Origin of the sequence: Halococcus sp. IIIV-5B (assembly GCF_003602035.1) — an archaeon.
Taxonomy (GTDB): Archaea; Halobacteriota; Halobacteria; order Halobacteriales; family Halococcaceae; genus Halococcus; species Halococcus salsus.
Map to the genome: position 1 here is coordinate 54,993 of NZ_QZWE01000017.1, position 25,811 is coordinate 80,803.

A 25,811-nucleotide genomic window follows, 5' to 3' on the forward strand; every position below is an offset into this window, starting at 1 on the left:
ATAACAACCCTTATCCCCTCAAGCGAGTCTCGTGTGAGCATGACACACGAGAGGCGTGCACGATGACGTTGGTCGAGCGGATCCGCTCGGTCGGACCGGGCGCGATGGTCGCGGCGGCCTTCATCGGCCCCGGAACGGTGACGACCGCGAGCGTGACGGGCGCGGCCTACGGCTACGCGCTGATCTGGACCATCGTCTTCTCGGTCATCGCCACCATCGTGCTCCAGGAGATGAGCGCCCGGCTGGGGCTGGTCTCGCGCGAGGGGCTCGGCGAGGCGCTCCGCAACCGCTTCGACTCGCCGGCGCTGCGCTACGCGAGCGTCGCGCTCGTCGTCAGCGCCATCGGCATCGGCACCGCGGCCTACGAGACGGGCAACATCCTCGGCGGCGCGGCGGGGCTCGAAACCGTGACCGGCGTGAGCGCGTCGGTGTGGGGTCCGCTCATGGGTCTGGTCGCCGCCGCGTTGCTCTGGACCGGGAGCTACGAACTCATCGAGCGCGCGCTCGTCGGGCTCGTGGCGGTCATGGGCGTCTCCTTCCTCATCGACGCGATCCTCATCGGGCCGGACCTCGGCGCGCTCGCGGCGGGCTTCGTGCCGTCGGTGCCGCCGGGTTCGGCCTTCCTGATAACCGGCCTCATCGGGACGACCGTCGTGAGCTACAACCTCTTCCTCCACGCCAGCAGCGTCCAGGAGCGCTGGAACGGCCCGGAGGACCTCTCGGAATGCCGCACCGATACGGTCCTCTCGATCGTCGTCGGCGGGCTGATCACGCTCTCGATCCTCGTGACCGCCGCGGCGGTGTTCCCCGTCGGGACCGAGATCTCCGACGTCGGCCGAATGGCCGAACAGCTCGAACCTGTCGCGGGCACCTACGCGCAGGTGTTCTTCAGTATCGGCCTCTTCGCCGCCGGGTTCACCAGCGCGACGACCGCCCCGCTGGCCGGCGCGTACGCCACCGCCGGCGCGCTCGGCTGGGAGGGCGACCTCAAGTCCACACGATTTCGGGCGGTCTGGATAGCGATCCTCGCCGTCGGCGTCGTCTTCTCGGCGCTGGATTACAGCCCCGTCGAGGCCATCCTCTTCGCCCAGGTCGCGAACGGTATCCTCCTGCCTATCATCGCGCTCTTCCTCATCCTGGTGATGAACGACCGCGACACGCTCGGCGAGTACGTCAACTCGACCGTACAGAACGCCCTCGGAGCCGTCGTAACGCTCGTCGTCGTCTGGCTCGGGGTCCGCAGCCTGCTCTCGATCGTGGGGGTGGTCTGAGTGCGCGGGAAGACCACCGTCGGCGTCGACGTCGGCGGCACGTTCACCGACGTCGTCCTTCTTCGAGGTTCGGACCTCGTCACCGCGAAGGTCCCGAGCACCGGGGATCAAAGCGTCGGCGTGATGGACGGTATCGAGAAGGCCTGCGAACGGGCGGCCGTCGACCCCGGCGAAATCGACGACTTCGCCCACGCGATGACGGTCTCGGTCAACGCGCTGCTCGAAGGGAACGGCGCGCGGACGGCGCTCGTGACGACCGAGGGCTTTCGCGACGTGCTCGAGATCGGTCGGCAGAACCGACCCTCGCTCTACGACCTCGACGCCGAGAAGCCCGCCCCGCTGGTCCCTCGTCGCCGCCGGTTCACGGTCGACGAACGCGCGACGACGGACGGGATCGAACGGGCGGTCAACCCGGACGCCGTCCGCGAGCTCGCCCGTCGGATCGACGGGACCGACGCGGAGGCGGTCGCGGTCTGCCTCCTCCACGCCTACGCCCACCCCGACAACGAGGCCGCCGTCGCCGACGTGCTCGAAACCGAACTCGACCTCCCCGTTTCGACCTCCCACGAGGTGCTCGCGGAGTTCCGCGAGTACGAACGGACGTCGACGACGGTCGCCGACGCCTACGTCACGCCCGCCATCGACGCCTACATCGGTCGGCTGGTCGATCGCGCGGCGGGCGCGGGCGTGCCGGAACCGACCGTGATGCAGGCCAACGGCGGCATCACCGACGCGGCGACGGTCAGGGAGCAGGCGGTCAGAACGTGTCTCTCCGGCCCCGCCGCCGGGGTCGTCGGCGCGCGCGCCAGCGTCGGCAGTGCGGCCGACCGCGACCAGACCGGCCTCGTCACCTTCGACATGGGCGGCACGTCGAGCGACGTGAGCCTCGTCCGCGAGGGCGAGGTCGAGCGTACCACCGACGCGGTCATCGGCGGCCATCCCATCAACACCCCGATGGTCGACGTCACCACCGTCGGCGCGGGGGGCGGGAGCGTCGGCTGGGTCGACGCCGGCGGCGCGCTTCGGGTCGGCCCCGAGTCGGCCGGCGCGGACCCCGGGCCCGTCTGCTACGGGCAGGGCGGAACCGAGCCCACCGTGACGGACGCCAACGTCGTCCTCGGCTTCATCGGGTCGAGCACGAGCCTCGGCGGCGAGCTCTCGATCGACGTCGGGGCCGCGCGCGACGCGCTCGCCGACCTCGCCGACGACGCGGATTTGGGGGGCCCGCTCGACGCCGCCCGCGGGATCTACCGCGTCGCCAACGCGACCATGACCCGGGCCATCCGCGCGGTCACGCTCGAACGCGGCCACGACCCCCGAAACTTCGGCCTCGTCGCCTTCGGCGGCGCGGGCCCGATGCACGCCGCCGCGCTCGCCGACCGCCTCGACATCTCGACGGTCGTGGTCCCGCGGGCCTGCGGCGTCCTCTCGGCGTTCGGCCTGCTCGCCGCCGACGAGAAACACGACGCCGTCCGCACCCATCGCGAGTCGCTGTCGACGGTCGACGCTTCCGACGTGGACGCGGCCTACGATGAACTCGAAACCACCGTGCGCGAGGATTGCAGCGACCCCGAATCGGCCGTCCTCACCCGTCGTGCCGACCTCCGGTACGCCGGCCAGAGCTTCGAACTCACCGTCGCCGCCGACCGGCCGTTCGACCCCGAGGCGGTCGCCCGGCGGTTTCACGAGAGCCACGAGACGACCTACGGCTACCGGATGGACGAGGCCGTGGATCTGGTCAACCTCCGGGTCGAGGCGGCCGTCGAACGCGCCGACCCGGACGTCGCCTACGACGCACCCGGCGACGCGCTGGTCGACGAACGCGAGGCTCACTTCGCCGACGGTGCCACGCGGACGCGGATCTACGACCGCGAACGCCTGCCGCCGGGCGAGACGGTGGCGGGGCCCGCCGTGCTCGAACAGGACGAGAGCACGGTCGTCGTGCCGCCGAACTGGGAGGCGACCGTCGACCCCGACGGCACCGCGGTGCTCACGGAGGGTTCGAAATGAGTTCCAACTCCCCTGAGACCGACATCGACGCGGTCACCCTCGAGATCCTCCGCAACCAGTTCGAGAGCGTCGCCGAGGAGATGGGGCAGGTGCTGATCACGGGGTCCTATTCGCCCAACATCAAGGAGCGCCAGGACTGCTCGACCGCGCTCTTCGACACCGACGGCCGGATGGTCGCCCAGGCCGAACACATCCCCGTCCACCTCGGCGCGATGCCCGAGGCCGTCGACGCGGTCCGCGACCGCGACCCGAAACCGGGCGACGTGTTCGTCCTCAACGACCCCTTCGACGGCGGCACCCACCTGCCCGACGTCACGCTCGTCTCGCCGCTCGCGCCGAACGGCGAGGTCCTCGGCTACGCCGTCTCGCGCGCCCACCACGCCGACGTCGGCGGGATGACGCCGGGCAGCATGCCAGCCGGTGCACGCGAGATCTATCAGGAAGGGCTCCGCCTGCCGCCGGTTCGACTCGTCGTCGGCGAGGGAACGGGCGACGAAAGCGACGACGCCACACCGGGTCGCGAGCGCGGGGCGGTGAACGAGGACGTGATGTCGCTACTCCTCGCCAACGTCCGCACGCCGGACGAGCGCCGTGCGGACCTCAGAGCCCAGATCGCGGCCAACGACCGGGCGGAGGAACGGCTCGGCGACCTGCTCGACGACCACGGCGACCTCGTGCTCGACGCCTTCGACGCGGTCATCGACTACTCGCGCGCCCGGATCGAGACCGAGATCGAGTCGCTGCCCGATGGTACTTACACCGCGAGCGACGTGCTGGAGGGCGACGGCGTTCTCGAACACCGATCGGGTGTCGACCCGGCGGACGTCTCGATCCCCATCGAGGCGACCGTCACCGTCGACGGGGACGGTTTGACCGTCGACTTCGAGGGGACCGCCGAGCAGGTCCCCGGGAACCTCAACGCGCCGGTCGCGGTCGCGAAGAGCGCCGCCTACTTCGTCGTTCGCTGTGTCACCGACCCCGAGATCCCGCCGAACCAGGGCTGTTACGACCCGGTGACGGTCGAGATCCCCGAGGGGTCGCTGCTCGACCCGAAGCTCCCGGCGGCGGTCGTCGGCGGCAACGTCGAGACCAGCCAGCGGGTCACCGACGTCGTGCTCGCGGCGTTCGCCGAGGCGGTGCCCGACCGGGTGCCCGCTGCGAGCCAGGGCACGATGAACAACCTCATCGTCGGGAGCCGGAGCGGCTCGTTCACCTACTACGAGACCATCGCCGGTGGCTTCGGCGCACGACCCGGCAAGGACGGGATGGACGGCGTCCAGGTCGGGATGACGAACACGCTCAACACCCCCGTCGAAGCGCTCGAAGCCGCCTACCCGCTTCGCGTGGAGCGCTACGGCTTTCGACCCGACAGCGGTGGCGACGGACGGTTTCGGGGTGGTCTCGGCCTCGAACGATCCCTCACGGTCGAGACGGACGCCACGGTCTCGCTCCTGACCGAACGCCGTCGGGTTGCGCCCGTCGGGCTCGCCGCTGGGGAGGACGGCGCGCTCGGTCGCAATCTCATCGACGGGGAGAACGTCGCGGCGAAGACCTCCGTCGACGTCGACGCCGGGACGACCGTCACCCTGCTCACGCCCGGCGGCGGCGGTCACGGCGACCCCGTGGACCGCGACCCCGCGGCCCGCGAGCGCGACCGCGCCGACGGGAAGGTGAGCGAGTGACCCCTCCCGATCCGACCGCCGACGGCGACCGATTACGACTCGGGGTCGTCGTCCCCTCCTCGAATACAACCGTGGAACCCGAGTTCGCCGTGTGGACGCCGGCCGCGACGTCGATTCACGCCGCGCGGATGGGGCTCGTGGACGTGACGGTCGAGGCGCTCGACGCGATGGCGGCCGACGCCGTCGCGGCTGCGGAGCGGCTCGCCCACGCCGAGGTCGACGCGGTCGCCTACGCCTGCACGACCGGGAGCCTCCTCCACGGCCACGGCTTCGACGCGGAACTCGAAGCCGACCTCGCCGAGGTCACCGACGCGCCCGCCGTGGCGACGGCGCTGTCGGTCCAGCGGCTGCTCGACGCGCTGGATGCCACCCGGATCGCCGTGGCGACGCCCTACGTCGCCGAGCTGAACGACCGCGAGCGTGAGTACCTCACCGACGCCGGTTACGACGTGGTGGCGCTCGACGGACGCGGGATCGAGCGCAACACCGATATCGGGCGGCTCACGCCGGTGGACGCGCTCGAACAGGCGACCGCACTGCTCGACGCCGTCGAGGGATCGCCTGGGGCGGTCGACGCGCTGTTCGTCTCCTGTACGAACTACCCGACGCTCGCGGCGGTCGACGAGCTCACCGAGGTCCCGACGGTGACGAGCAACCTCGCGACGCTCTGGGACCTCTGTCGGGTCTCGGGACTCGACGCGGGGTTCCTGCCGGGCGACCTCCCGGAGCCCGCGGCTGGCTCCATCGGTTGATCGGGTCCCGACCTCCGGTCCGTTCTCCATCGCGCAACGTTTAGGTCCGCCCGTCGCCGAACGCCGGCGTGAGCGACGAGACGGTCGAACTCGGTGTCGAACTCCTCGCGAACCTCGAGGACGGACAGCTCGACCTCGCGACGGCGCTCGACCGGCTCGAAACCGTGACCAGCGAGCCCCGAACCACCCGTACGATCCTCGACGAGGCCGAAAAGCGCGGGATCGTCGACCGCGAGGACGGGATCCTCCGGGTTCGGTCGGGCGAGTACGTCAGCTTCGGGAGCGACGTCGTGGTTCGGGAGGGCGAGTTCACCTGCCGGCGATGCGGCGCGTCGCTCTCGACGGGTCACTTCATTCGGTTCGACAACGGCGAGCTCGGTCCCTTCGGGTCGTCGTGTATCGAGAAAGTCACCGGTCGTCGCTGACGCGCTTCGATTCCCGGGTCTCGACGAGGCGTTCGAGGAGCTCCCGGTTCCGTTCGAGGAGCTCCCGGTTCCGTTCGAGGAGCTGACTCTGGCGGTCGACGCGTTCGCGCAGCGCGTCGAGCTCGGCCCCGATGTCGGGCGCATCGTTGGTGCTGTCGCTCCCGCCTCGTTCGGTATCGACTGCGGGGTCGGCGCTCGTTTCGGGGTCGACATCCGCCGTCGAGCCGATGTCCGTCGCCCGTTCGGCACCCGCCGTGGCCTCGCTATCCGTTGTGGACTCGGTCTCCGCTGTGGGGTCGGCGGCCGGCGGCGTTTCCTCGGCGCTCGCCGGTTCGTCACCCGCCTCGAGCCGTGACGTGCCGGTGTCGGGTGCGTCCGGGATCAGCGGGTCGGTGGTCGGGCCGCCCGGTGCGGGCGAACTCGGTGGTGAGGAGGAGACGATACCCGAGTTGGTGTCGTTCGCCGACGCGGTCGGCTCGCTCCGGTCGTCGGGTTCACCTTCTCGGTCGGCCGCTTCCGCCGGTCGATCCACGTCCTCGGACGGCCTATCGGTCGGCTCGGTCGGTTCGGTGGATTCGGTCGGCTCCTCGGCCCGTCCGGAGAGCGGCTCCGGACCTGATTCGGCCGGTTCGGTCGGCGGTGCGGTGTCGGTCGGCGGGGCGGTATCGGTCGTCGAGTCGAAATTTCGACTTTCGGCGGACGAAACGACGCCCGTGGCCTGTGACTCGTCGACCGACGAGCGCTCGGGCGGTCGACGACCGATCTCGTCGACGCTCCCAACGCCGTGGTAGGCGAGAAGCGCGGCCTCGACCGTCCCGTAGGCCTCGCGCCCGCTGTCGTCGTCGAGCTCGATCCGGCGCGACCGGCCGTCGACCACGACGACGAGGTCGCCATCGTCGAACGCGAGGTCGGTGACGTCCTCGTAGGCGTAGCTGTCGTGGTCGTGGTCCCAGACCGCCTCGCCGACCGAGGTCAGCACCTGTGCCTCGGTGACGACGACCGTCCGTTCGCCGAAGCGATAGCTCTCCTCGACCGACTCCTCGTCGTCGATGTGGCCGGTGGTCCGGAGCACGCCGGCGAGCACCGGCGGGAGCACGGTCTCGATGCGCTCGCGCGGGATCGAGAACGCCTCGACCCCGTCGTCGTACTCGAACGCGAACGTGGCCTCACGGCGGTTGGCCGAGACGTCGAACCGTCGTGCGTCGTGGGAGTACTCGTCGATCGACTCGCGACTGAAGAGCCCGGAGGCGTGGTAGACGAGCGTCCGCGGCGGCGTGACGTAGACCCGGTCCTCGCCACCGATGTTCACGCTGGTCATCCGCCGCTCGTCCCCGAGGCGCTCGCGGACGATACCCGGGACGTCCATGCCACGTCTGTGTGATCGTTCGGCATAAGACTGCCGGAGACCAGATGAGAAGGTTAATGTCCGGGAGTCGAATACCCCGAAGTAGCCCGGGTGGCTTAGCTGGACATAGCGCCGCACTCATAGGGTTTGACAGTGCGTTTCCCCCGAGGCCGCCGCCTCGGACCTGGGATATGCGGAGATCGTGGGTTCGGAGCCCACCCCGGGCACTCTCTATTCGGTACTCGTACTTGAAGCGGTGCCTCCACAAGAGATATTGTTCGCCGGAAGCGGGCAAAAGACGGCCCATGACATCGATTCGGACACGTGGTGCGACGACGGTGATCTGCGATCCGTAGGATCGTAGTTTGGACACAGACTCATCCGCAAAACCGCACTCGAGTGAGGATCGGACCGGAGTCGTGGCCCGACAGAGCAGTTCGCGAGAATATATCCGATCACTTCGCAGGACCGCTGATCTGTTTATAGAAAGCGACTCCGTAGGTGGTGGTAAACGCCCCAAAGACACTGGTCGCCACGACGAGGACGACCACGAGAACGCTACCGACCACGAGCACGTCGTTCGCCCCGACTAGAGCCGGAAGCGCACCGATGAGGACCCCGATGACGCTGAATACCATCGAGAACAGCATCACGACGACCATATACCCGAGCGTACTGAGTTTGTTTCCCCGGACCGCGTTGATGCTCCCCTTGAACCCGCCGATGACCCCTCTGTCGTCGAGAACGATCGCTTGGCCGAAGAACTGGAGGAAGAAGACGAACGCCACGAACAGAACGAACATGACGAGTGGAACGATGATGACTGCTAGCAGCGAGGCCACCCCGGCCTCAGTCCCATTTCCAGCCTGCCCAAACGAAATGGCGGCGATACCCCCGAGCCCGCCGATGAGACTCAACACGATAACGAAGGCGACCATCGCGACGAAGAACAGCACGTAGGCTCCAAATATCGTGAGATAATTGTCCCGGCCCTCGTGGAGGAACCTTCGAAGATCGGTCTCCCCGTTGAGGGCGTCGGCTGCCATGCCGATCACGCCGCCATAGAAAAACGGTACGAGAAGCAGGAAGACGACGCTGATGATACCTCCTACGATAAGGACCGTCCCGGAGTTCGCGAATTGAACGGCGAGTGACGGAATTTGTGCTATTCCAGCGAAAAGCATTACCACCATCAGCAGCGGATTCCTGATGACCGCACTCGTCGCTTCTCGGGCCGCCGATATCGCACCCATAAGAAATCGCACCGTGGTAGAATAATAAAATTTTCTGTCCATATATTCCGAATCAACGCACTGAGGTTGTACTGAGAACAGCGATCGGGCTGGAGTCGGAATCGGTTGCGAACGTAGTCCCCGTATTCAATCCGTGCTAGAAGGGACCACTGTCGACGTTCCGTACCAAAGTATTAAAGCGATACTACCTAGGACTGGCACCAATGAATTCTCGTCTCGTTGATACACGGGGCCACTCATATTCGGCCCAAAGTATCTTGGAGTTCCTTGCGCGTCCACGGACGCTCTTCGGCCTCGCGTTCGTCCTCCGGTTACTGGCGATCCCGCTGGCCGTCTTCCGTATCAGTCCGTATTCGCAGGCTGACGCCACCGGATTCTCCGTCGTGGCGGGGATACTCGCTCGTCGGATACTTTCCGGCACGCTCTCGACGACGACCCGATACGCCGATATCTACGAAATCTGGAGTTCGGTGCTCTCGCCCTTCTGGTTCCTTCCCGTTGGCGGGCCCGTTCTCGCCCGAATATTCATCGCGATGCTCGGTGCGTGTGCCGTCTACAACGCGGTCCTGATCGCACGACGGCTCGGGACGCCGATGGCTGGCCTCCTGACCGGCGTTCCGCTCGCGATTTACCCGAGCATCGTGCTCGCTCAGAGTTCGCTGCTCCGCGAAGCGGCTATCCTGTTCAGCGTGACCACCACTGCCCGTTTGCTGCTCATCGTAAGCGACCATGGTCAGGTCCCGCTCGCCGACAATCGCTTGCGAGAGAACATCGCTCTCGTGATTCTCTCGGGTGGGTTACTCGCGTTCGCAACGCTGTTGCGGCAGGACAATCTCCCGTTGTACGTCGCCGCCATCGGTGCCGGTTGCATCGCTTACTACTCGAAGACGTGGTGGGGGAAGGCCGTCGCAGCCCTCGCGGTGGTCGCTGGTGGTGTCGGTGCTTGGGTTCTCAGGGAACTCCTCCTCCAGCGTTTCAACTTCTTCAGAGATGCCCGTGCACGCGGACGGACGGTGTACCTCAGCGGCGTTCGGTTCGATACCCTCCTCGATCTGGTTAGCTTCGCCCCTATCGGTGCCGCGTACTTCCTGTTTACACCGTTTCCGTGGCAGATCGGTTCGGTGCTCGATGTTCCCGTGATGTTCGAGGGCCTAACGAACATTCTCTATGCGTTCGCCGGCGTCGCTGGTGTCGTGGTCGCGTTCAAACGCGACCGCGTCGCAACCATCGGCCTCCTGACGTACTTCGTTCTCGGTGTCACATTCTACGGACTCGGAACGGCCAATTTCGGGACCGGTGTGCGTCATCGGCAGATGTTCTCGTGGGTGCTGCTCGTCTTCGGTGGCGTGGGCGCGCACTGGCTCTGGGTACGCTACGTGCCGCTGCAGTGGAAGCAAACCGTTCGACGCCTAACCGTCGTCTGATCCTGACCACTGGATAGCGTGCGATGTGGACCGTCCGCCGGAAGGACTTCGGCGTCAACGAGCGTATATGCTCGGGCCCAAAACATCGGGATATGACACCGAAGCTCGATACCACCGTCGCCGACAACGCGCTACTGGGAAGCGGCGGTGACCGAGGCTCGAACCGGCTTGTCCAATGGCAGGCACGCTTCAAGCAGGGCGCTGTTGGTGGCATTGCCGGGTTGTTCGTGTGGCTCACTGGCGAGTTCGTCGGTTCCAGTGTCGGAACGTTTCTGGTATTTCTCGGTGCGGTCCTCATCTTCGCAGCGTTCCTCTGTAGCCTCGTGTGGCTACTGCTCTCCGTACTCGGTCCGACCCTCCATTCGGTCTGAACAGGATCCGACTCTCTCCCGTGGTGTTCCTTCGAGACGTTCGCACACGGGTCGATTCGAGTGTGAGGGAGTCATCCTCCCGAATCCCGCTGTCTCCACCGATCGACCCGTGGCTTCTGCCCGTTCGTTCGAAAGAAAAAGCGATTCTCGATCACCATCGTATCGCCGATCTCGGGGCCGAATCGGCCCACACGGACCGGACATGATCGGTACACCGAGAAGCCCAGCTAGCAAGATTGAATAGTATTCCGGCGGACCTACCCGTATGACGGATCGATTCGACGTCGTTGTCGCCGGCGCTGGTCCCGCCGGCGCGCAGTGTGCGCGCGATCTCGCTCTGCGAAACTATGACGTTCTCGTTCTCGAAACCGAAGCCGAAGACGGGTTCCCGGCCCAGAGCAACAAATCGACCGGCGGCACGTTCCCGTCGATGATGGCTTCGTTCGGGATCCCGGACGAAGCCGTGATGCACTACACCGAGAACGTGGTCTTGGAGTCGGCGACCGACGACTTCACGCTCCAACAGCCCGGTGCGGTGCTCGATTTCCCGAACTTCAAGCGGTTCTTGGTTCGCGACGGCCGCGAGCAGGGCGCGACCTACCGCTTCGATTCCCGCGTCTCGAAACCCCTGATGGACGACGGCGAGGTCGTCGGGGTTCGGTACGACGGCGACGAGGAGGTCTACGCCGACATCGTGGTGGACGCGACCGGTCCCGCCGCCCCGCTCGCCAAACAGCTCGGCGTGAGCGAGCTCGAACGGAAGTACCAGGCGATCGGGATCGAGTGGGAGATGGAGGGCGTCGAGATGGATCACCCCGGCTACGCCGACCTCAGCGACGCGATGATGCTCCGGCTCGACCACGACATCGCTCCCGGTGGCTACTCGTGGATCTTCCACACCGGCGAGGACACCGCGAAGGTCGGCATCTGCTACATCCAGAACGAGAAGTACCACCCCGAGTCGGCGTCGACCCGCATCGACGACTACTTCGAACACTGGCTGGCCGACGACCCGCGGTTCGCGAACGCCGAACGCATCGAGGGCAAACAGCACCGCGGCTCCGCACACATCCAGCCACCGGCCCAGCTCTGTACGGACAACTTCATGGCCGTCGGCGACACCGTCCCCTCGATCGATCCGCTCTGGGGGGAGGGGATCCACAAGGGGATGAAGTCCGGACGGGCGGCGGCGGTCACCGCCGACCGGTGTCTCACGGGGGTCAAGGACACCTCGGCCGACGAGATAGGGGTCTACGCCGACCTCTGGCACCGCGACGTCGCGCCCAAGGTCAAGCTCCGTCTCTTCATGACCCACCTCCTCTACCACGCCCCGACCGAGCGCTACGACCGGCTGATCCACGACCTCCACCAGCTCAGCGCCGACACCCTCGCGGCCGCGAACGGCGGGAAGCTCCTCGCGATGGCGAAGCTCCTCCACCGGGAGGACGCCTCCCTCCTCTGGGAGTTCGCCCGCGAGAACCGCAACCTCGTCGCCGGGGCGCTCGACCACAAGCTCCCGTTCTCGCGTTCCTGACCGCTGCGAGTCCGTCGACGACCTCGAATCGACCGAGTCACAAGTCGTTCCGAGACGAGTAGCGCTTCCGCCGGTCAGCCATCGAGCGCGTCGGCGACGGCGGGCGCGACGCTGACGGTCGTCTCGGCGCGTTCGACGGTGTCGGTGCCGTAGACGGCCTCGACGCCGGCGCGTGCGAGCCGGAGCCGTGCGGTGCCCGCGAGCACGGGATGCACGCAGGTCACGAACACCCGGCCGACACCGCCCTCCTGGAGGTGGGCGACCGCGCCGGCCATCGTCGACCCGGTGGCGATGATGTCGTCGACGAGCACCACGTCCCGGTCGGCGACCGACGACTCGTGCGGTTCGAGTTCGACTTCCGTGCTGCTGTGGCGGGTCTTCTCGAAGTGATCGACCGCGCCCTCGCCGTACGATCTCTGAACTGTCGCCGCGAGGTCGGTCGCGCCAGCGTCGGGCGCGATGAACACCGGGTCACGGAGGTCGGGCAGGGGGTCGGCGAGGACCCCGGCGGCGTCGACGGTCGTGCAGGGAACGTCGAAGAACTCGCGGACGGATTCCTCGTGGGGAGTGACGGTGACGACCCGGTCGGTGCCGGTGCTCAGTGCCCGTGCGATGGCTCGGACGGAGACCGGCTGGCCGGGCTCGAACGCCTTGTCCTGACGGGCGTAGCCGAGGTAGGGTATCACGGTGACGACCTCCGCTGCGCCCGCCTCGCGAACCGCGTCCTGGAGCTGGAGCGCTTCGAGGTGGGCGTCGGCCGTCGTGGTGGCACAGACCACGACGGCGCGTTCGGCGTCGAACTCGGGGACCGAGACCTGGAACTCGCCGTCGGGGAAGCGCTCGACGGTGGTCGTCGCGAGCGGCTCGCCCGTCTCGGCGGCGAGCGCACTCGCGAGTGACTGTGAGGTGGAGGCGCTGACGATCATGTCCACCCCTTCGCGGGGCAGCTAAACGGGTTTTCGGTCCGGGCGCGCGACCACCGCGTGCGCGCCGGGCGTGCCGAGCGGGTGTTCGCGCCAGCCGTCGTCGGTGGCGGTCAGGAGGGTTCCGTCGGCACAGACCGCGTAGACCCCGCGAGCGACGTCGACGACTCGCCGCTCGACCGCCTCGACCCGGGTCCACTCGCCGTCGAAGGCGTAGAACGCCGTTTCGGTGGCGGCGTGTGCGACTCCGGACGGGCCACCGGCGACCATCCCGAAGCGGCCGTCGAGTTCGTCGAGCCAGCCGTTTCCGAGGCGGAACAGTCCATCGGTGGTCGCGGCGCGTGGCGTGCCTCCCGCGACGTCGTGAACGTCGTCGAGCCCCGCGTACTCGAGTTCGTCGTCGGCGAGGCGATAGACGCCGTCCGCGGTGGCGAGCAGGTCGTCGTCGTCGATGGCTCTGACGTCTTCGAGTTGGCCGCAGTCGACCCACTCGTCGTCGGTTCGTCGCGCGACGGTGCCGTCGGGGGCGGCTGCGACGAGGTCGCCCGAGAACCCGACGGCCGTCGCGGGGCCGAAGCCGGTCTCGTCGAGGTCCTCGCCGAGCAGGACGTCCTCGTCGGTCGCCACGGCGATGGTCTCGTCGGCCGTCGCCACGTCGTGGGCGGGTCGGCGGTCGAGGAGCCCGATCTCGCCGACGCGCTCGCCCGCGACGGCAACGCGTACGAGGCCGACGTCGGTGGCGACGAACAGCGTCAGCGGGTCCGTGTTCGCGGCGTGGACGCGCTTCTCGTCGATGGTGCTCATGACGACCCCTCGCTTCCGGTTCGGCGAAAGCGTTGCGGCACAGCGGTTGCGGTGCGGCGGCGGTGCGGTTGCGGCGCAGCCGCTGTGCGGGTGCGGTCGCGGTGCGGGAGCGGTCCTGGTGGATGAAGGGCGAGACCACGAGCGGAGCGAGCGGTCGAGGGCTTCGGCGGAGGCGGTGCGGTTGCGGGGCTGTGCGGAGAGGTTAGTGGTTGTACCGCGAACGAGGCCGGAGGCCGAGTGAGCGGGCCGACAACTGACCATCGGGAAGGAGGAGGCTTTTGATCCACATTTTGCCAGCGAGTGAGCGAAGCGAACGAGCGCAGCAAAAGGTGGTTGTTAGTCGTCGAGATGCTCGCGAACCGCGGTCGCGAGCGCGTGGCGGGTCTCGGCGGAGACCTCGGTGGTCTCGGGTTCGGGGATGCTCGGTCCGTCGAAGGAGGGGTCGAACAGCCGGAGCGCACTGTTGATGGTGGTCCAGTCGTCGGCCTCGGCGGCGTCCCGGAGGCTCTTCGTGGGGGCGGCGAGGAGCTGGCTCACCAGTGTGTCGGCGAGCGATTCGACCACCGCGCGTTGGTCGTCGGTCAGGCCGTCGGCTTCGAGCTTCGAGACCGCGCGCGAGAGCTCGCGGTGTTTCATCCGCTCGGCGTTCTCGTACATCGACGCGATGACCTCGTCGGCGCGGGCGCGCTTGTAGTGGGCGAGCAGGTGGTCGAACTCCCGGTCGATCATGGCCTCGACCCGGGCGGCGGCCTCGCGACGGCGCTCGCGGGTCTCGTCCGTCACCGATTCGAGCGCGTCGAGGTCGCGGAGGTCGACGTTGTCGAGGTCGGCGGCGGCGGCGGGTGCGTCGCGGGGCTGGGCGATGTCGATGAAGAGCGTCTCGCCGGCGGCACCGAGGTCGTCCGCGTCGACGACGAGGTTCGGGCTGCCGGTCGCCGAGACCACCACGTCGGCGGCAGCGAGCGCGTCGGGGAGCTCGTCGAGCGCGACCGCCGTGGCGTCGGTCTCGACCTGGTCGGCGACGTGCGCCGCGTTCGCCTCGGTTCGGTTGGCGACGAGCAGCCGGTCGAGCGACCGGGCGAGCGACTGGGCGGCGATGGTCCCCATCTCGCCCGCGCCGATCACCAGTCCGGTGGCCTCGGCCAGCGAGCGCTCGTCGGCAGCGAGTTCGACGGCGGCGCTGCCGAGCGAGACCACGCCCTCACCGATCTCCGTCTCGGTGCGGGCGCGCTCGCCAACGTGGATCGCCTTCTCGATCGCCTCCTCGAGGACCGGCCCGATGCCGCCGACCGACCGCGCGGCCGTGTAGGCCTCGCGGACCTGGCCGAGGATCTGGTCCTCGCCGAGCACGAGCGATTCGAGCCCGCACGCGACCCGCATGAGGTGGCGCAGGCTCTCCTCGTGGCTCAGGTCGACGACCGCCTCGTCGGGGAACTCCTCGACCACCGAGGTGACGACGTCGCGACCCCGCTCGGGGTCGTCGGAGACCACGTAGACCTCGAAGCGGTTGCAGGTCTGGAGGCAGACGGCCTCCCGGACCCCGTCGTGCGCCAGTAGCGCCTCGACGGCGGCGTGGTCGTCCGCCACGCACGCGGCCTCGATCTGCTCGACGCTCGCGGTGCCGTGGGCGAGGCTCACGCCCGAGATCACGCCGGTAGCCACCGTCATCGACCGTCACCTCCCGAGAGCATATCGCAGATCACTGAATGTGCCTCTTGCTTCGCGTTGGTGCTTGAGTCACCTAAAGCCTTCCAAACCCGATCGGACCGGACCACCGCCCGGACCGCCGCCCGCCGTTTTTCGGGTGGGTATCGGTCGCGGAGCTCCGTTCGGATCTCGCCCGTGAGGTCCGCCATCGCCCCCGCACCCGCGAACTCCGTCTCGAAGCGCTCGCGGAGGTAGCGACTCAGCGCCGGGCTCCGCCCGCCCGTGGCGACCGCCATCACGACCGGGTCGTCGCGAACGGTCGCGGGCACGACCACCTCGCGGCTCCGTTCACCCCTGGCGGCTCCATCGGCCGACTCGTTCCCCCTCCGACTCCGGTCCGCCCGATTCAGCAGCGACCCGCGCTCGCGCGCCGCCCGCGCGACGGCGTCGTTGAGGTCGTCGTCGTCCGTCGCGGCGACCGCGAGCGCCGGGTTCGTCCGGTCGAACCACTCGGGGATGTCGTCGGGGGTCGGCGCGGCCCGAACCCGCTCCACGTCGCCGAACTCAGCCTCCGCGAACGTCGGGCTCACGACCACGACCCGCGCCTCGCGCGCGAACCGGCGGGCCTTCCGCGCGCCGACCCGGCCGCCGCCGAAGACCAGGACTGTGGCGTCGGTGAAATCGTGGAGGAGCGGTATCATCCACACCCACCTTTTTTCCACTCGGGTGCGCTGATGCGCACCCCTCGTGCAAAAAATCTGGGCCAAAAAAACCGCTCGCTCGCCGTTGACTCGCTCGCGGAACAATACCAGTTCTGCCGCCAACCACGCCGAATTGTCATCGTTCGGCGGTCGCGTCGTCGGTGTTGGCGGCGGCGCGCTCGGCCATCCTGATGCCGGTCTTCTTCAGGATCCGTGTCGAGAAGAGGGTGTCCCAGTCGTCCTCGTCGACGTCGAAGAACTCGGTCATTCGCTCGCGAACCTGCTCGACCCGGCGCTGGCTCTCGGCCTCGCTCCGCCCGTGGGTCATCGCGAAGAAGTTGTAGGGCCAGACGCCCTCGTGGCGCGGGCGCTGATAACAGTGGGTCACGAAGTCGAGCTCGGCGATCGCCGGTCCGACCTCGGCGACGAGGTCGTCGGGCACGTTCCAGACCGTCATCCCGTTCTCCGTGTAGCCGAGCGCGTAGTGGTTCGGCACCACGCCGACCCGTCGAACCTTGCCTTCGAGGACGAACCGCTTGACCGTCGAGACGACCCACTCGACGTCCGCCCCGAGCGCGTCGGCGACGTCGCGGTAGGGGGTCGCCGTGATGGGGAGCCCGCCCTGAAGTTCGACCACGAGGTCGCGCTCGGCGGGCGTCAGCGAACCTCGACTACTGGGCTCGACGTCGGGGCCGAGATCCGAGAGGTCGAGGTCCCCGTCCGAGATCGGCCCGTCCAACAGGAACTTCGCCTCGACCCGGAACTCGCGCTCCTTCGGGAGGTTGTAGGTCTCCTCGCCCGTCTCGTCCTCGATCCCGGCGAGCACTCGTTCGACCTCGTCCTCGTCGGCCACCGAGACCACGAACCACATGTTGAGGTACGGGTGTTCGCGCTCGTAGTTGTGGGCGACCTCGCGGTGGGCGTTCACCTGATCGGCGACCGCATCGAACTCCGCTTCGTCGGCGTGCATCGCCACCAGCGTCGCGGTGCCGCCGATGGCCTCGGCGTCGATCAGCGCGCCGAACCGCGAGAGGGTTCCCTCGTCGTCGAGCCGTCGGACCCGCTCGACGAGTTCGTCGGCCGAGACCTCGATGCCGCGTTCGCGGAGCGCGCGTGCGGCGGGCTCGAACGGCCGTTCGACGGTCGGAAAGCCGCCCTGAAACCCGTTGAGGACCGCGCGGTCGCGCTCGTCGAGGTCGATCCCGGTGTCCGCGTCGTTCATGGCTGTGGGAGGTCCGCGCCGCGGATAAGCGCCCCGCTCATCCCTCGACGCCCGTGACCTCGTGGCCCGCGTCCCGGAGGTCGTCGAGGATCGCCTCGTGGTCGGCGCTCGCCTCGTAGTAGAACACCACGTCGTAGGTCCCCTCACGGAGGAGCTGCTGGCACTCCCAGACGAAGTCGTCGTCGGCGAGGGTGAGCCCCTGGTGCTGGTTCAGCCCGAAGTCAGGATCGTCGGTGCCCGAGAAGACGTAGGTGTCGCCCGACTCGGCGTGGGCGGCGATGGTGTCGCCCACCTCGACGGTCGTACGGTGCATCAGACTCTCCTCGGTCTGGTCGAAGTCGGTGTGGAGCACCAGTCCGTTCAGTTCGATCTCGCCGGGTTCGAGCAGCGCCTTCGCTCGCTGGTAGAGGTCCTCGTCGATGAGTTCGCTCATACCCGTCGCTCGGGCCGGGAAAAGATACGCTCCTCGGTCCCGACCGCACCGCTTCGGTGACCGAGCAGCATGAAAACGCCGTTCGTTTACAGTCGTTCGAGGTTCTCGGCGCGCGGGCCCTTGTCGGCCTGCACGATGTCGAACTCGACTTCCTGTCCCTCTTCGAGGTCCGGGCCGCCGACGTCTTCCATGTGGAAGAACACGTCTTCGTCGGCCTCGTCGGTCTCGATGAAGCCGTAGCCGCCCGTGTCGTTGAAGAAGTCCACTGTTCCAGTTGCCATGTTTACAGCCGCTCCAGGTTCTCCGCCCGCGGTCCCTTGTCAGCCTGCACGATGTCGAACTCTACCTCCTGTCCTTCCTCCAAGTCCGGGCCGCCGACGTCCTCCATGTGGAAGAACACATCTTCCTCGGAGTCGTCGCTTTCGATGAAGCCGTAGCCGCCCGTGTCGTTGAAGAAGTCAACCGTACCTGACGCCATTGCACTCGACCCGACGTGCTGGGTACATAAAAAGTTGCGCAAACACCGTCCGGCGTGTTGAGACGACGCACGATCCGCCCGGAACGCCCGTTCGTCGGTCCTGACGCATGTCACAAGATTCATCCCTTCGCCCCGAGTTCCCCCCGTGAACGATGTCCTCGCGAACCCGGACCCTCCTGAACCGGACCTACGAGCGACTGTTGCAGCGCGAGGTCGACGGCGCGCCGAGCCACGTCGCGGTGATACAGGACGGCAACCGACGCTACGCCGACGAGCACGGCAAGGACGCCGCCGACGGCCATCGTGCGGGGGCCGAAACCACCGAAGCGGTCCTCGATTGGTGTGCCGAGTGCGGCGTCGAGGAGCTCACCCTCTACACCTTCTCGACCGAGAACTTCGACCGGCCGGCCGGCGAGCGCGAACACCTCTTCGAGATGCTCGAGGAGAAGCTCCACGAGTTCGCCGAGGCCGACCGCGTCCACGAGTCCGAGGTCCGGATACGCGCCATCGGCGAGACGGACCGCCTCCCCGACTCCCTCCGCGACGCCATCGACTACGCCGAACGGCGGACGCGCGCCTACGACGAACTCACCCTCAACATCGCGCTCGCCTACGGCGGTCGCACCGAACTCCTCGGAGCGGCGCGCAACGCCGCCCGCGCGGTCGAGTCCGGCGACCTCGCGCCCGGCGACATCGACGTCGAGGAGGTCGAACACCGGCTCGCCAACGGCCCCGCGCGCGACGTCGACCTCATCATCCGGACCGGCGGCGACGAGCGCACCTCGAACTTCCTGCCGTGGCACGCCAACGGCAACGAGGCCGCCGTCTTCTTCTGTACACCCTACTGGCCCGCGTTCGCGAAGAAGGACTTCCTCCGGGCGATCCGAACCTACGAGTCGCGCGAGCACTCCTGGCGGCGGACCCGCGCGCGGCGCGCGCTCGCGCTGGTTCGGGCGGTCGGCGGCGCGGAACTCGACGAGGCCCGCGCCATCGTCGAGCGCCTGGCCGAGTACCTCCCGCGCGGCGCGCTCGACGGCATCGAGACCACCGATACCGACCCCGACCCGGTCGCTTCGGACTGAATCCCCGTCGCTCGACGGCACGAAACCCGTTTCGCGTAGTCGTGATGCAACCTACTTGCCGTAGCGGCGCTGTCGGTTCTGGTAGTCCCGGAGCGCCCGGAGGTAGTCGCGTTCGCGGAAGTCCCGCCAGTTGACGTCGGTGAAGTAGAGTTCGGAGTAGACCGACTGCCAGATCATGAAATCCGAGAGGCGCTCCGCACCGGTCTTGATCACGAGGTCCGGGTCGGTCGGGAACACCAACCGGTTCTCGATCGCCTCGCCGTCGATCTCCTCGACCGCGAGCGTGCCGGATTCGACCTCGGTGGCGACGTCGCGAACCGCCGCCGCGAACTCGTGTTTGCCCCCGAGGCCGATGCTGACCTGGATCGGGCTGTCGGCGCGCTCGGCGTCGTCGGGGCCCCGAACCGCGACCGGCCGCGGGGCCTCACACCGCTCGATCACCCGTCGGATCGTCGGCACCGCACCGGGGTCGAGCACGCTGACGTAGACCAGCACCCGCTCGGCACCGTACTCGAACGCCCACCCGAAGAAGGATTCGAGGGTCCGGTACGCGCCACCCTCCAGCAGGTCGCGCTCGGTGATGACCACCGCCACCTGCTCGGGGAGCGGCGCGTCGTTTCGGCGAACCCGCGCCGCGAGATACCGGTCGTAGAGTCCCACAGCGAGGTGTGGTGGTGATGTGGCCTAAATCATCCGACTCGAAACGGTTGTGGATGTCTCGGGTCTGGATCGCTGCTTCACTTCGGTTCGCTGGTCTCGTTTCTCTTCACTCATCTTGTATTCCTGTCCGCACCGCTTCGTCTGTATTCTTGCTCGCACTGCTTCGTCCGCATTTCTGTCCGCACCGTTTCGTCCGCATTTCTGTCCGCGCCGCTCCGTCCGCCACTCGCCCGATGCAAATGAGAACCGCCACCGCTCCGCCCCGCGACAGCCACACACCTCCCGCGCCCACTTTTTTCCGACTCGGGTTAGCTCGTGGTTCGAAAGACGCTTCGCGTCTTTCGTCATCACGAGACGGCGAAGCCGTCTCGAACGACTTCGCTCGCTAACCGCTCGTCGCAAAAACCTGGACTAAAAAGACCGTTCGCTCCCTTCGGTCGCTCACGGGATAGTCGCTAACCGCACCAGCCACACGCCTCCCCAGCCGACTGCGCTCCTCGCTCGCCTTCGGCTCGCTGCGGTGCTCATCCCTCGCACAGTGTTCGCAGTCGGCGCTCACTTCGTTCGCACCGACCGCGAGCGCGCGCCACAGCATCCGTACCGCTTCCGTACCGCCGGCGGCTGTGTCGTGGCTATCGCGCCGTTCCGTGGGTTCGTGTCGTCATCACCGTCTGTTTTGTCGTGCGGATCGACTCGATCGCGGGGGTTCGGCGCTCTCTCACCTTCGGGAGGGTTAAGTGGCCATCCGCGAAAACACGGCCAGTGAACGGGCAGTGAATCGAAGAGTTCGGCGGGCGGGCGGGTTCGCGGTCGTGGGCGCGCTCGCGCTCGCCGCCCCGGCGCTCGGCCCCGCGAGCGCCGCGCCGTTCGTCGTCGTCGCGGGGCTCGCGGCGTTCGTCATCGACGACGGTCCCGTGTTCGAGCTGTTCGCCCGCCCCGGCGAGCACGAGGAGCACACGCTCTACGGCCTCGTAGGCTTCTCGCTCGCCGCCGCCGGGCTCGGACTCTTGGTCGCGCTGTTCGACCTCCCGCTCCCGGTGTTCCTCGTCAGCGTCCTCGTCCTCTCGGCGGGCGACCTCGCGGAGGCGGTGGCCGAGGGCTATCGCTCGACGGCGTTCGCCACGACGGCGTTCGTCGTCGTCGGGGCCGCCGCGGGGCTCGCCGGCCAGCTCCTCGTCGGCCTCGCGACCCCGGACCTGGTCTCCCGACCCGCGTTCGTGGCCTTCCTCGCTGCGAGCGCCGCGCTCGTCGCCGCCCTGGTTCGGACGGGGCTCTCCCCGCGCGACGACGCGCTGGTGCTGTTCTCGGCGGGGTTGACGGTCTGGCTCCTCACCGCGCTCCCGATCGACCCCTCGCCGGCGACGGTCCTCGCCGCGGTCGTGGTCTCGGCGGGCTTCGGCGGGCTGGCCTACGCGCTCGGGGTCGCCTCCGTCTCGGGGATGCTGACGGGCGTGCTCGCGGCGCTCGTGATGGTGGTGCTCGGCGGCTTCGGCTGGTTCGCGCTCCTGATCGCCTTCTTCGGCATCGGCGGGCTCTCGACCCGGTTCGGCTACGACCGAAAGCAGGAACGCGGCCTCGCGGAGGCCAACGGCGGCGCGCGCGGGAGCGCCAACGTCCTCGCGAACGCGGCGGTCGCGCTCGCGGCGGTCGTCGGCTACGCCGCGAGCCCCCTGTTCCCGATGCCGCGCGCGATATTCCTCTACGTCTTCGCGGGTTCGCTCGCCGCCGCGATGGCCGACACCCTTTCGAGCGAGGTCGGCGGCCTGTTCGACACCCCACGGCTCGTCACGACGCTCGAACCCGTCCCGCCGGGGACCGACGGTGGCGTGACGTGGCAGGGCGGGCTCGCGGGGGTCGGCGGCGCGGCGCTGGTCGCCGGTCTCGCCGTGCTCGCGCTCGGGACCTCGCCCGCGGGCGCGCTCGTCATCTGCGCCGCGGGCGTCGTCGGCACGCTGGTCGACAGCCTCCTCGGCGCGCTCGTCGAGAACCACCGGATCGACGCCGTCGTGGGGCGACTCGCCCCCGACCTCGGCGAGCACCGCGTCGGCAACACCGCCGTGAACTTCCTCACGACCCTCGTCGCCGCGGTCGTGTGTGCGGTGCTCGCGGTCGTCGTCGGGCTCGCCCCGCTGTGACCCACGTCCGACCCGCCACGCCCGCCGACCGCCCCACGCTCCTCGCCATCCAGGCGGCGTCGCTCGATTCGCCCCAACCATCGCTCCTCGATGCTGGGCTTCGCGGGGCGGCCACCGTGCTCGTCGCCGGCCGGCGGCCGACGGGCTACGCGCTCGCAGTCGGTCACGACCCCACCGACCTCGTGGAACTCGCGGTCGCGCCCGACCACCGGAACGCGGGCCGTGGCTCGGCGCTCCTCGAATCCCTCCTCGCTCGCGGGGGCGCGTTTCGACTCACCGTTCGGGCGGACGACGAACACGCTCGGCGCTTCTACGAACGACACGGGTTCCGGGTCGAGAAATCGCTCCCCGGCTACTACGAAGACGGTGACGCAGTTCGTCTCGTCCGTCAGCCCGACTCGGTATCGGACGACGCCTCGGGGAGCTGACCGGCGGTTCTAATCCGAACGTCGGTGGGCTGTTTGACGAACTCGCCCGTCGTGCGGGCGACGACCTGTCCGACACCGCGCTGGGCCGCCACGTCGAGCACGCGCTGGGTGAGTTCGCCGTCGAGCACGACGGTCGCGGGAACCGCCGACCCCTCGGCGAGCGCGTCGAACGTCTCGCTCGCCTCGACCTCCGCGAGCACCGCGAACTCGCCGTCGAGCAGACGAGCGAGCTCCGTCCCGTCGCCGATGACGTGCTCGACGTGGCCGCCGAGCGTGGTCGCTTCGTCCGCCTCGTCGGCCGCCGGTCCGTCCTCAGCTTCGTCCTCGTTCTCGACACCCTCGACCGAGTCCTGCTCGGTCTCGGTGGCCGCCCCCACGTCCTCCGCTGTGCCCGCAGCCGGGTCCGGATCCGGCTCCGACACGTCCGTTTCGGCGGTCGGGGTCGGTTCGGTTGGTCCGGGATCGGGGGACGACGGTTCGACGGGCCCGACGCTGGGTGCGGGTTCGTCGGTCGCGGGGTGAGGGGTCGATTCGTGCTCGGGCATCGGCGGCGCGGGCCGGGCGCTCCCGTCGGTCGCGGCGACCGCCTCGCGCGCGTTCCCCGCCTCGACCACGAGGTCGTGGGCGACCTTCTCGCGGAGCGCCGACAGCGCCTCCTCGCGCGAGAGGTCCTCGACGCTCTTGCCGGCCGGCGCGACCGCGACGTAGTCGATGTCGCCGACCTGGGTCAACTCCTTCAGGATCAGGTCGCCGCCGCGGTCGCCATCGAGGAAGGCGGTGGTCGTTCGATGGCCGGTGAGTTCGGCCACGGCGTCGGGGACGTTGGTGCCCTCGACCGCCACGGCGTTCTTGACGCCGTAGCCGAGCAGGGTGAGGACGTCGGCACGACCCTCGACGACGATGACCGCATCGCCCTCGGCGACCCGCGGCCCGGCGGGGAGCCCCTCGTAGGTCGTGATATCGCCGGTGCGGGCGCTCTCGCGAACCGCGTCGATGATCTCGGCCGAACTCATCGTGCTCTCCTCGAACGCACCGAGCAGCGACTTCGCGCGCTCGACCACCGTCCGGCGTTTCGCGGCTCGAACGTCCTCGATCCGCTCGACCGAGACCGTCGAGCGACACGGCCCGATGCGTTCGATCGTTTCGAGCGATGCACCGAGGATCGCGGTCTCGACCTTGTCGAGCCCGCTCGCGATCGTGATACGGCCGAACGACTGGCCGTTCTGGGAGTTGATGCTGACGTCGATCCGGCCGACCTTCGAGGACTGCTGGAGCCCCCGCAGGTCGAGGTCGTCGCCGAGGAGCCCCTCGGTCTGCCCGAAGATCGCGCCGACGACGTCGTTCCGTTCGACCACCCCCTCGGCGGTCACGTCCGCGTGAATCAGGTATTTGTCTGTGTCCTCCATGAGTGAGTGAACTGCCCCGTGGGGGGCTGGCTAGTGATTGTGATGATCGTGATCACTGATGCACATATGAATGGGCGATCGCGACGGATATACCTACCGCCCCACGGTTTCTCCCCCCTTCACGCCCCGTTCGTGACCGATAACTATCCAGTCGTCCTCGGAACTCAGTGGGTTGGTACCGCGACACAACTGATTTATTCCCGACCGTCGTAGCTGGTTCCCTCGATGGACCCCACCGGGTACGACTTCTGGCTGTGCGACCTCGACGGCACACTCGTCGACGTCGAACCGGGCTACGTCCGCCGGCTGCTCGACCGCGTCGGCGAGCGCCTCGACCGACCGTTCACCGATCAGGAGGCCGAAACCCTCTGGCACGGGCTCGCCGGCCAGCGAAACGCCCTGATCCGGTCGTGGGGTATCGACGTCGAACGGTTCTGGGAGACCCTCCACGCCGTCGAGGACCCGACGGAGCGCGCCGCCGCGACTTACCTCCACGACGACGCCCGCGCGTTCCTCGACAGCCTCGATGTCCCCGTCGGGATCGTCACCCACTGCCAGCGCTACCTCACGGAGCCGGTCCTCGCCCGGCTCGACCTCGACGACCGCTTCGACACCGTGGTCTGCTGTACCGGCGACATCGGCTGGAAGCCCGACCCGGCACCCGTCGAACTCGCGATGGACGAGATGGGTGTCTCGGGTCACGGCGCGCTCGTCGGCGACGGCGCACACGACGTCGGCGCGGCCTGGAACGCCGGCCTCGACGGGGTCCACCTCGAACGCCACGGCCACACCCGCCGTGGTCGCTGCGTGCGGGCGGATTACCGTCTCCGGGACCTCCACTTTTTTGCACGGGGGTTGAGCACGAGCGAAGCGAGCGCGATCCCCCCGTCCAAAAACCTGTCTTCGTGAGCCGAAGGCGAACGAACGGCTCGGAGCGCGCGAAGCGCGCTCCGGTGGACTAAAAAGGCTGCTCGCTCCCTTCGGTCGCTCGCAGTACATCACTCCCCCTCCCGTACCGCCTCCGCACCGCCGAAGCCCTCGCTCACTCCGGGCGCTCACGGGTCGCTCCGCTCCCCGTTCGCGTCCGAGGTCCTCCTTTCAGTCGAACCTCGCCTCGCTCGCCCTTCATCCACCAGGACCGCACCACTGCCGCGACCGCACTCACCCGGTACCGCAGCCACCGCAGCACCGCACCCACTGCTGCCACGACCGCACCGCAGCACGGCCGACCGCACCGCGACCGCCACGACGCGACCGCCCCGTTCCCGCACCCGAGCCGGTTCGACTAGAGTAAAAGCTATGTGCTATCGCTCGTCCCGTCTACCGTGAACGGGGCTACCGACCTGCTCCGCCTGCTCTCGCTGCCGGTGCTGGCGTGGGCTGCCGCTCGCGACCTCCGGACCCGCCGCGTGCCGAACCGGACGTGGCTTCCCCTGATAGCGTTCGGTGCCGTCCTGCTCGCGTGGGACGCGTGGGACACCGCCGCCCCCGGGCTGTTCGCCCTTCGGGTGGCGGTCGGCGTCGGCGTGGTCGCGCCGCTCGGCTTCGCGTTCTGGTGGCTCGGCGCGTTCGGCGGTGCGGACGCGAAGGCGCTCGCGGCGGTCTGCGTGCTCTTTCCCCTCCCACCCGCCTATCTACTCGGCACGACGACCCTCCCGCTCTCGCCGGTCAGCGGGGCCTTCTCGCTTTCGATACTCACCGACGCGGTGTTGCTCGCCGGCTTCGTCCCCCTCTTCCTCTTCGTCCGAAACGCGCTCGCGGGTCGGCTCTCGCTCGCGGGGTTCGTCGGCCGGCCCGCGAGCGCGTTTCGGACGAAGAGGAAGAG

At 68.4% G+C, this 25,811-nt stretch carries 25 protein-coding genes and 1 tRNA gene; 14 read left to right on the forward strand and 12 right to left on the reverse strand.

From position 1 onward, the window contains the following. Window positions 1–62: 62 nt before the first annotated feature. The 5 genes from D3261_RS12345 to D3261_RS12365 all read left to right on the forward strand — a co-directional run bounded on the left by D3261_RS12345 (window position 63) and on the right by D3261_RS12365 (window position 6,140). On the forward strand, window positions 63–1,271 hold the full coding sequence (locus D3261_RS12345; protein WP_120072811.1) for an Nramp family divalent metal transporter: 1,209 nt from the start codon (window positions 63–65) through the stop codon (window positions 1,269–1,271). Continuing rightward, window positions 1,272–3,281 carry a hydantoinase/oxoprolinase family protein gene (locus D3261_RS12350; RefSeq protein WP_120072813.1) on the forward strand — a complete coding sequence of 670 codons (2,010 nt, stop codon included), beginning with the start codon at window positions 1,272–1,274 and terminating at the stop codon, window positions 3,279–3,281. It abuts the gene before it with no gap. Beyond that, complete coding sequence (locus tag D3261_RS12355) at window positions 3,278–4,963, forward strand: hydantoinase B/oxoprolinase family protein (RefSeq protein ID WP_120072815.1); 1,686 nt, start codon at window positions 3,278–3,280, stop codon at window positions 4,961–4,963. The genes D3261_RS12350 and D3261_RS12355 overlap by 4 nt, the downstream gene beginning before the upstream one ends. Beyond that, window positions 4,960–5,715 (forward strand): aspartate/glutamate racemase family protein, encoded by a 756-nt coding sequence (locus tag D3261_RS12360; protein WP_120072817.1) that lies wholly within the window; start codon window positions 4,960–4,962, stop codon window positions 5,713–5,715. The genes D3261_RS12355 and D3261_RS12360 overlap by 4 nt, the downstream gene beginning before the upstream one ends. A 68-nt stretch (window positions 5,716–5,783) precedes the next feature. After that, window positions 5,784–6,140, forward strand: coding sequence for a DUF5830 family protein (locus tag D3261_RS12365; RefSeq protein ID WP_120072819.1), 357 nt, complete (start codon window positions 5,784–5,786; stop codon window positions 6,138–6,140). Here D3261_RS12365 and D3261_RS12370 read toward each other — a convergent pair. Further along, window positions 6,124–7,506 carry a hypothetical protein gene (locus D3261_RS12370; RefSeq protein WP_120072821.1) on the reverse strand — a complete coding sequence of 461 codons (1,383 nt, stop codon included), beginning with the start codon at window positions 7,504–7,506 and terminating at the stop codon, window positions 6,124–6,126. The genes D3261_RS12365 and D3261_RS12370 overlap by 17 nt on opposite strands. 84 nt (window positions 7,507–7,590) lie before the next feature. Here D3261_RS12370 and D3261_RS12375 point away from each other — a divergent pair. After that, window positions 7,591–7,712, forward strand: a tRNA-Met gene (locus tag D3261_RS12375). A 228-nt stretch (window positions 7,713–7,940) separates the two neighbouring features. Here D3261_RS12375 and D3261_RS12380 read toward each other — a convergent pair. Beyond that, window positions 7,941–8,738, reverse strand: a complete 798-nt coding sequence (locus D3261_RS12380; RefSeq protein ID WP_120072861.1) for a hypothetical protein — start codon at window positions 8,736–8,738, stop codon at window positions 7,941–7,943. A 257-nt stretch (window positions 8,739–8,995) separates the two neighbouring features. Here D3261_RS12380 and D3261_RS12385 point away from each other — a divergent pair, with 257 nt between their 5' ends. The 3 genes from D3261_RS12385 to D3261_RS12395 all read left to right on the forward strand — a co-directional run bounded on the left by D3261_RS12385 (window position 8,996) and on the right by D3261_RS12395 (window position 12,067). After that, window positions 8,996–10,162 carry a hypothetical protein gene (locus tag D3261_RS12385; protein ID WP_120072822.1) on the forward strand — a complete coding sequence of 389 codons (1,167 nt, stop codon included), beginning with the start codon at window positions 8,996–8,998 and terminating at the stop codon, window positions 10,160–10,162. A gap of 92 nt (window positions 10,163–10,254) precedes the next feature. After that, window positions 10,255–10,533 (forward strand): hypothetical protein, encoded by a 279-nt coding sequence (locus tag D3261_RS12390; RefSeq protein ID WP_120072824.1) that lies wholly within the window; start codon window positions 10,255–10,257, stop codon window positions 10,531–10,533. Window positions 10,534–10,798: 265 nt separating this feature from the next. Next, window positions 10,799–12,067 carry a digeranylgeranylglycerophospholipid reductase gene (locus tag D3261_RS12395; protein WP_120072826.1) on the forward strand — a complete coding sequence of 423 codons (1,269 nt, stop codon included), beginning with the start codon at window positions 10,799–10,801 and terminating at the stop codon, window positions 12,065–12,067. Between the two features lie 74 nt (window positions 12,068–12,141). Here the strand turns inward: D3261_RS12395 and prs are convergent, their stop codons facing one another. The 8 genes from prs to D3261_RS12435 all read right to left on the reverse strand — a co-directional run bounded on the left by prs (window position 12,142) and on the right by D3261_RS12435 (window position 18,275). After that, complete coding sequence (gene prs / locus D3261_RS12400) at window positions 12,142–12,993, reverse strand: ribose-phosphate diphosphokinase (protein WP_120072828.1); 852 nt, start codon at window positions 12,991–12,993, stop codon at window positions 12,142–12,144. Between the two features lie 21 nt (window positions 12,994–13,014). Beyond that, on the reverse strand, window positions 13,015–13,794 hold the full coding sequence (locus tag D3261_RS12405) for a hypothetical protein (RefSeq protein ID WP_120072830.1): 780 nt from the start codon (window positions 13,792–13,794) through the stop codon (window positions 13,015–13,017). Window positions 13,795–14,130: 336 nt separating this feature from the next. Further along, window positions 14,131–15,462: a glutamyl-tRNA reductase gene (hemA, locus tag D3261_RS12410; protein ID WP_120072832.1), complete on the reverse strand. Its 1,332-nt coding sequence runs from the start codon at window positions 15,460–15,462 to the stop codon at window positions 14,131–14,133. Continuing rightward, a complete protein-coding gene (locus D3261_RS12415) occupies window positions 15,459–16,142 on the reverse strand; it encodes a bifunctional precorrin-2 dehydrogenase/sirohydrochlorin ferrochelatase (protein ID WP_120072834.1) in 684 nt (227 codons plus the stop codon). Before D3261_RS12415 ends, hemA begins: the two co-directional genes overlap by 4 nt. Before the next feature lie 136 nt (window positions 16,143–16,278). Then, the gene (locus D3261_RS12420; protein ID WP_120072836.1) at window positions 16,279–17,364 is read right to left on the reverse strand and encodes an Lrp/AsnC family transcriptional regulator; all 1,086 of its coding nucleotides are present in this window, start codon (window positions 17,362–17,364) and stop codon (window positions 16,279–16,281) included. Window positions 17,365–17,401: 37 nt separating this feature from the next. Next, window positions 17,402–17,797: a DUF5778 family protein gene (locus tag D3261_RS12425; RefSeq protein WP_120072838.1), complete on the reverse strand. Its 396-nt coding sequence runs from the start codon at window positions 17,795–17,797 to the stop codon at window positions 17,402–17,404. 86 nt (window positions 17,798–17,883) lie between these two features. Next, window positions 17,884–18,078, reverse strand: coding sequence for a cold-shock protein (locus tag D3261_RS12430; protein ID WP_120072840.1), 195 nt, complete (start codon window positions 18,076–18,078; stop codon window positions 17,884–17,886). A 2-nt stretch (window positions 18,079–18,080) separates the two neighbouring features. Continuing rightward, window positions 18,081–18,275 (reverse strand): cold-shock protein, encoded by a 195-nt coding sequence (locus D3261_RS12435; protein WP_007695559.1) that lies wholly within the window; start codon window positions 18,273–18,275, stop codon window positions 18,081–18,083. 152 nt (window positions 18,276–18,427) lie between these two features. Between D3261_RS12435 and uppS the strand changes: the two genes are divergently transcribed. Continuing rightward, window positions 18,428–19,357: a polyprenyl diphosphate synthase gene (gene uppS / locus D3261_RS12440; protein WP_120072842.1), complete on the forward strand. Its 930-nt coding sequence runs from the start codon at window positions 18,428–18,430 to the stop codon at window positions 19,355–19,357. A 51-nt stretch (window positions 19,358–19,408) separates the two neighbouring features. Here uppS and D3261_RS12445 read toward each other — a convergent pair whose 3' ends face one another. Then, window positions 19,409–20,017 (reverse strand): undecaprenyl diphosphate synthase family protein, encoded by a 609-nt coding sequence (locus tag D3261_RS12445; protein WP_120072844.1) that lies wholly within the window; start codon window positions 20,015–20,017, stop codon window positions 19,409–19,411. A gap of 773 nt (window positions 20,018–20,790) precedes the next feature. Here D3261_RS12445 and D3261_RS12455 point away from each other — a divergent pair. After that, window positions 20,791–22,152, forward strand: coding sequence for a DUF92 domain-containing protein (locus tag D3261_RS12455; RefSeq protein ID WP_120072847.1), 1,362 nt, complete (start codon window positions 20,791–20,793; stop codon window positions 22,150–22,152). Continuing rightward, window positions 22,149–22,580: an N-acetyltransferase gene (locus tag D3261_RS12460; protein WP_120072849.1), complete on the forward strand. Its 432-nt coding sequence runs from the start codon at window positions 22,149–22,151 to the stop codon at window positions 22,578–22,580. Before D3261_RS12455 ends, D3261_RS12460 begins: the two co-directional genes overlap by 4 nt. Here D3261_RS12460 and dnaG read toward each other — a convergent pair. Then, window positions 22,541–23,986 (reverse strand): DNA primase DnaG, encoded by a 1,446-nt coding sequence (dnaG, locus tag D3261_RS12465; RefSeq protein WP_120072851.1) that lies wholly within the window; start codon window positions 23,984–23,986, stop codon window positions 22,541–22,543. The two genes, D3261_RS12460 and dnaG, sit on opposite strands and share 40 nt — an antisense overlap. Window positions 23,987–24,211: 225 nt before the next feature. On the opposite strand from dnaG, the gene D3261_RS12470 reads away from it, so the two are divergent. Both D3261_RS12470 and D3261_RS12475 read left to right on the forward strand, forming a co-directional pair. Then, window positions 24,212–24,895, forward strand: coding sequence for an HAD family hydrolase (locus tag D3261_RS12470; RefSeq protein WP_233553984.1), 684 nt, complete (start codon window positions 24,212–24,214; stop codon window positions 24,893–24,895). A gap of 416 nt (window positions 24,896–25,311) precedes the next feature. After that, the coding region (locus D3261_RS12475; RefSeq protein WP_233553985.1) for a prepilin peptidase at window positions 25,312–25,811 on the forward strand (500 nt) is incomplete at its 3' end.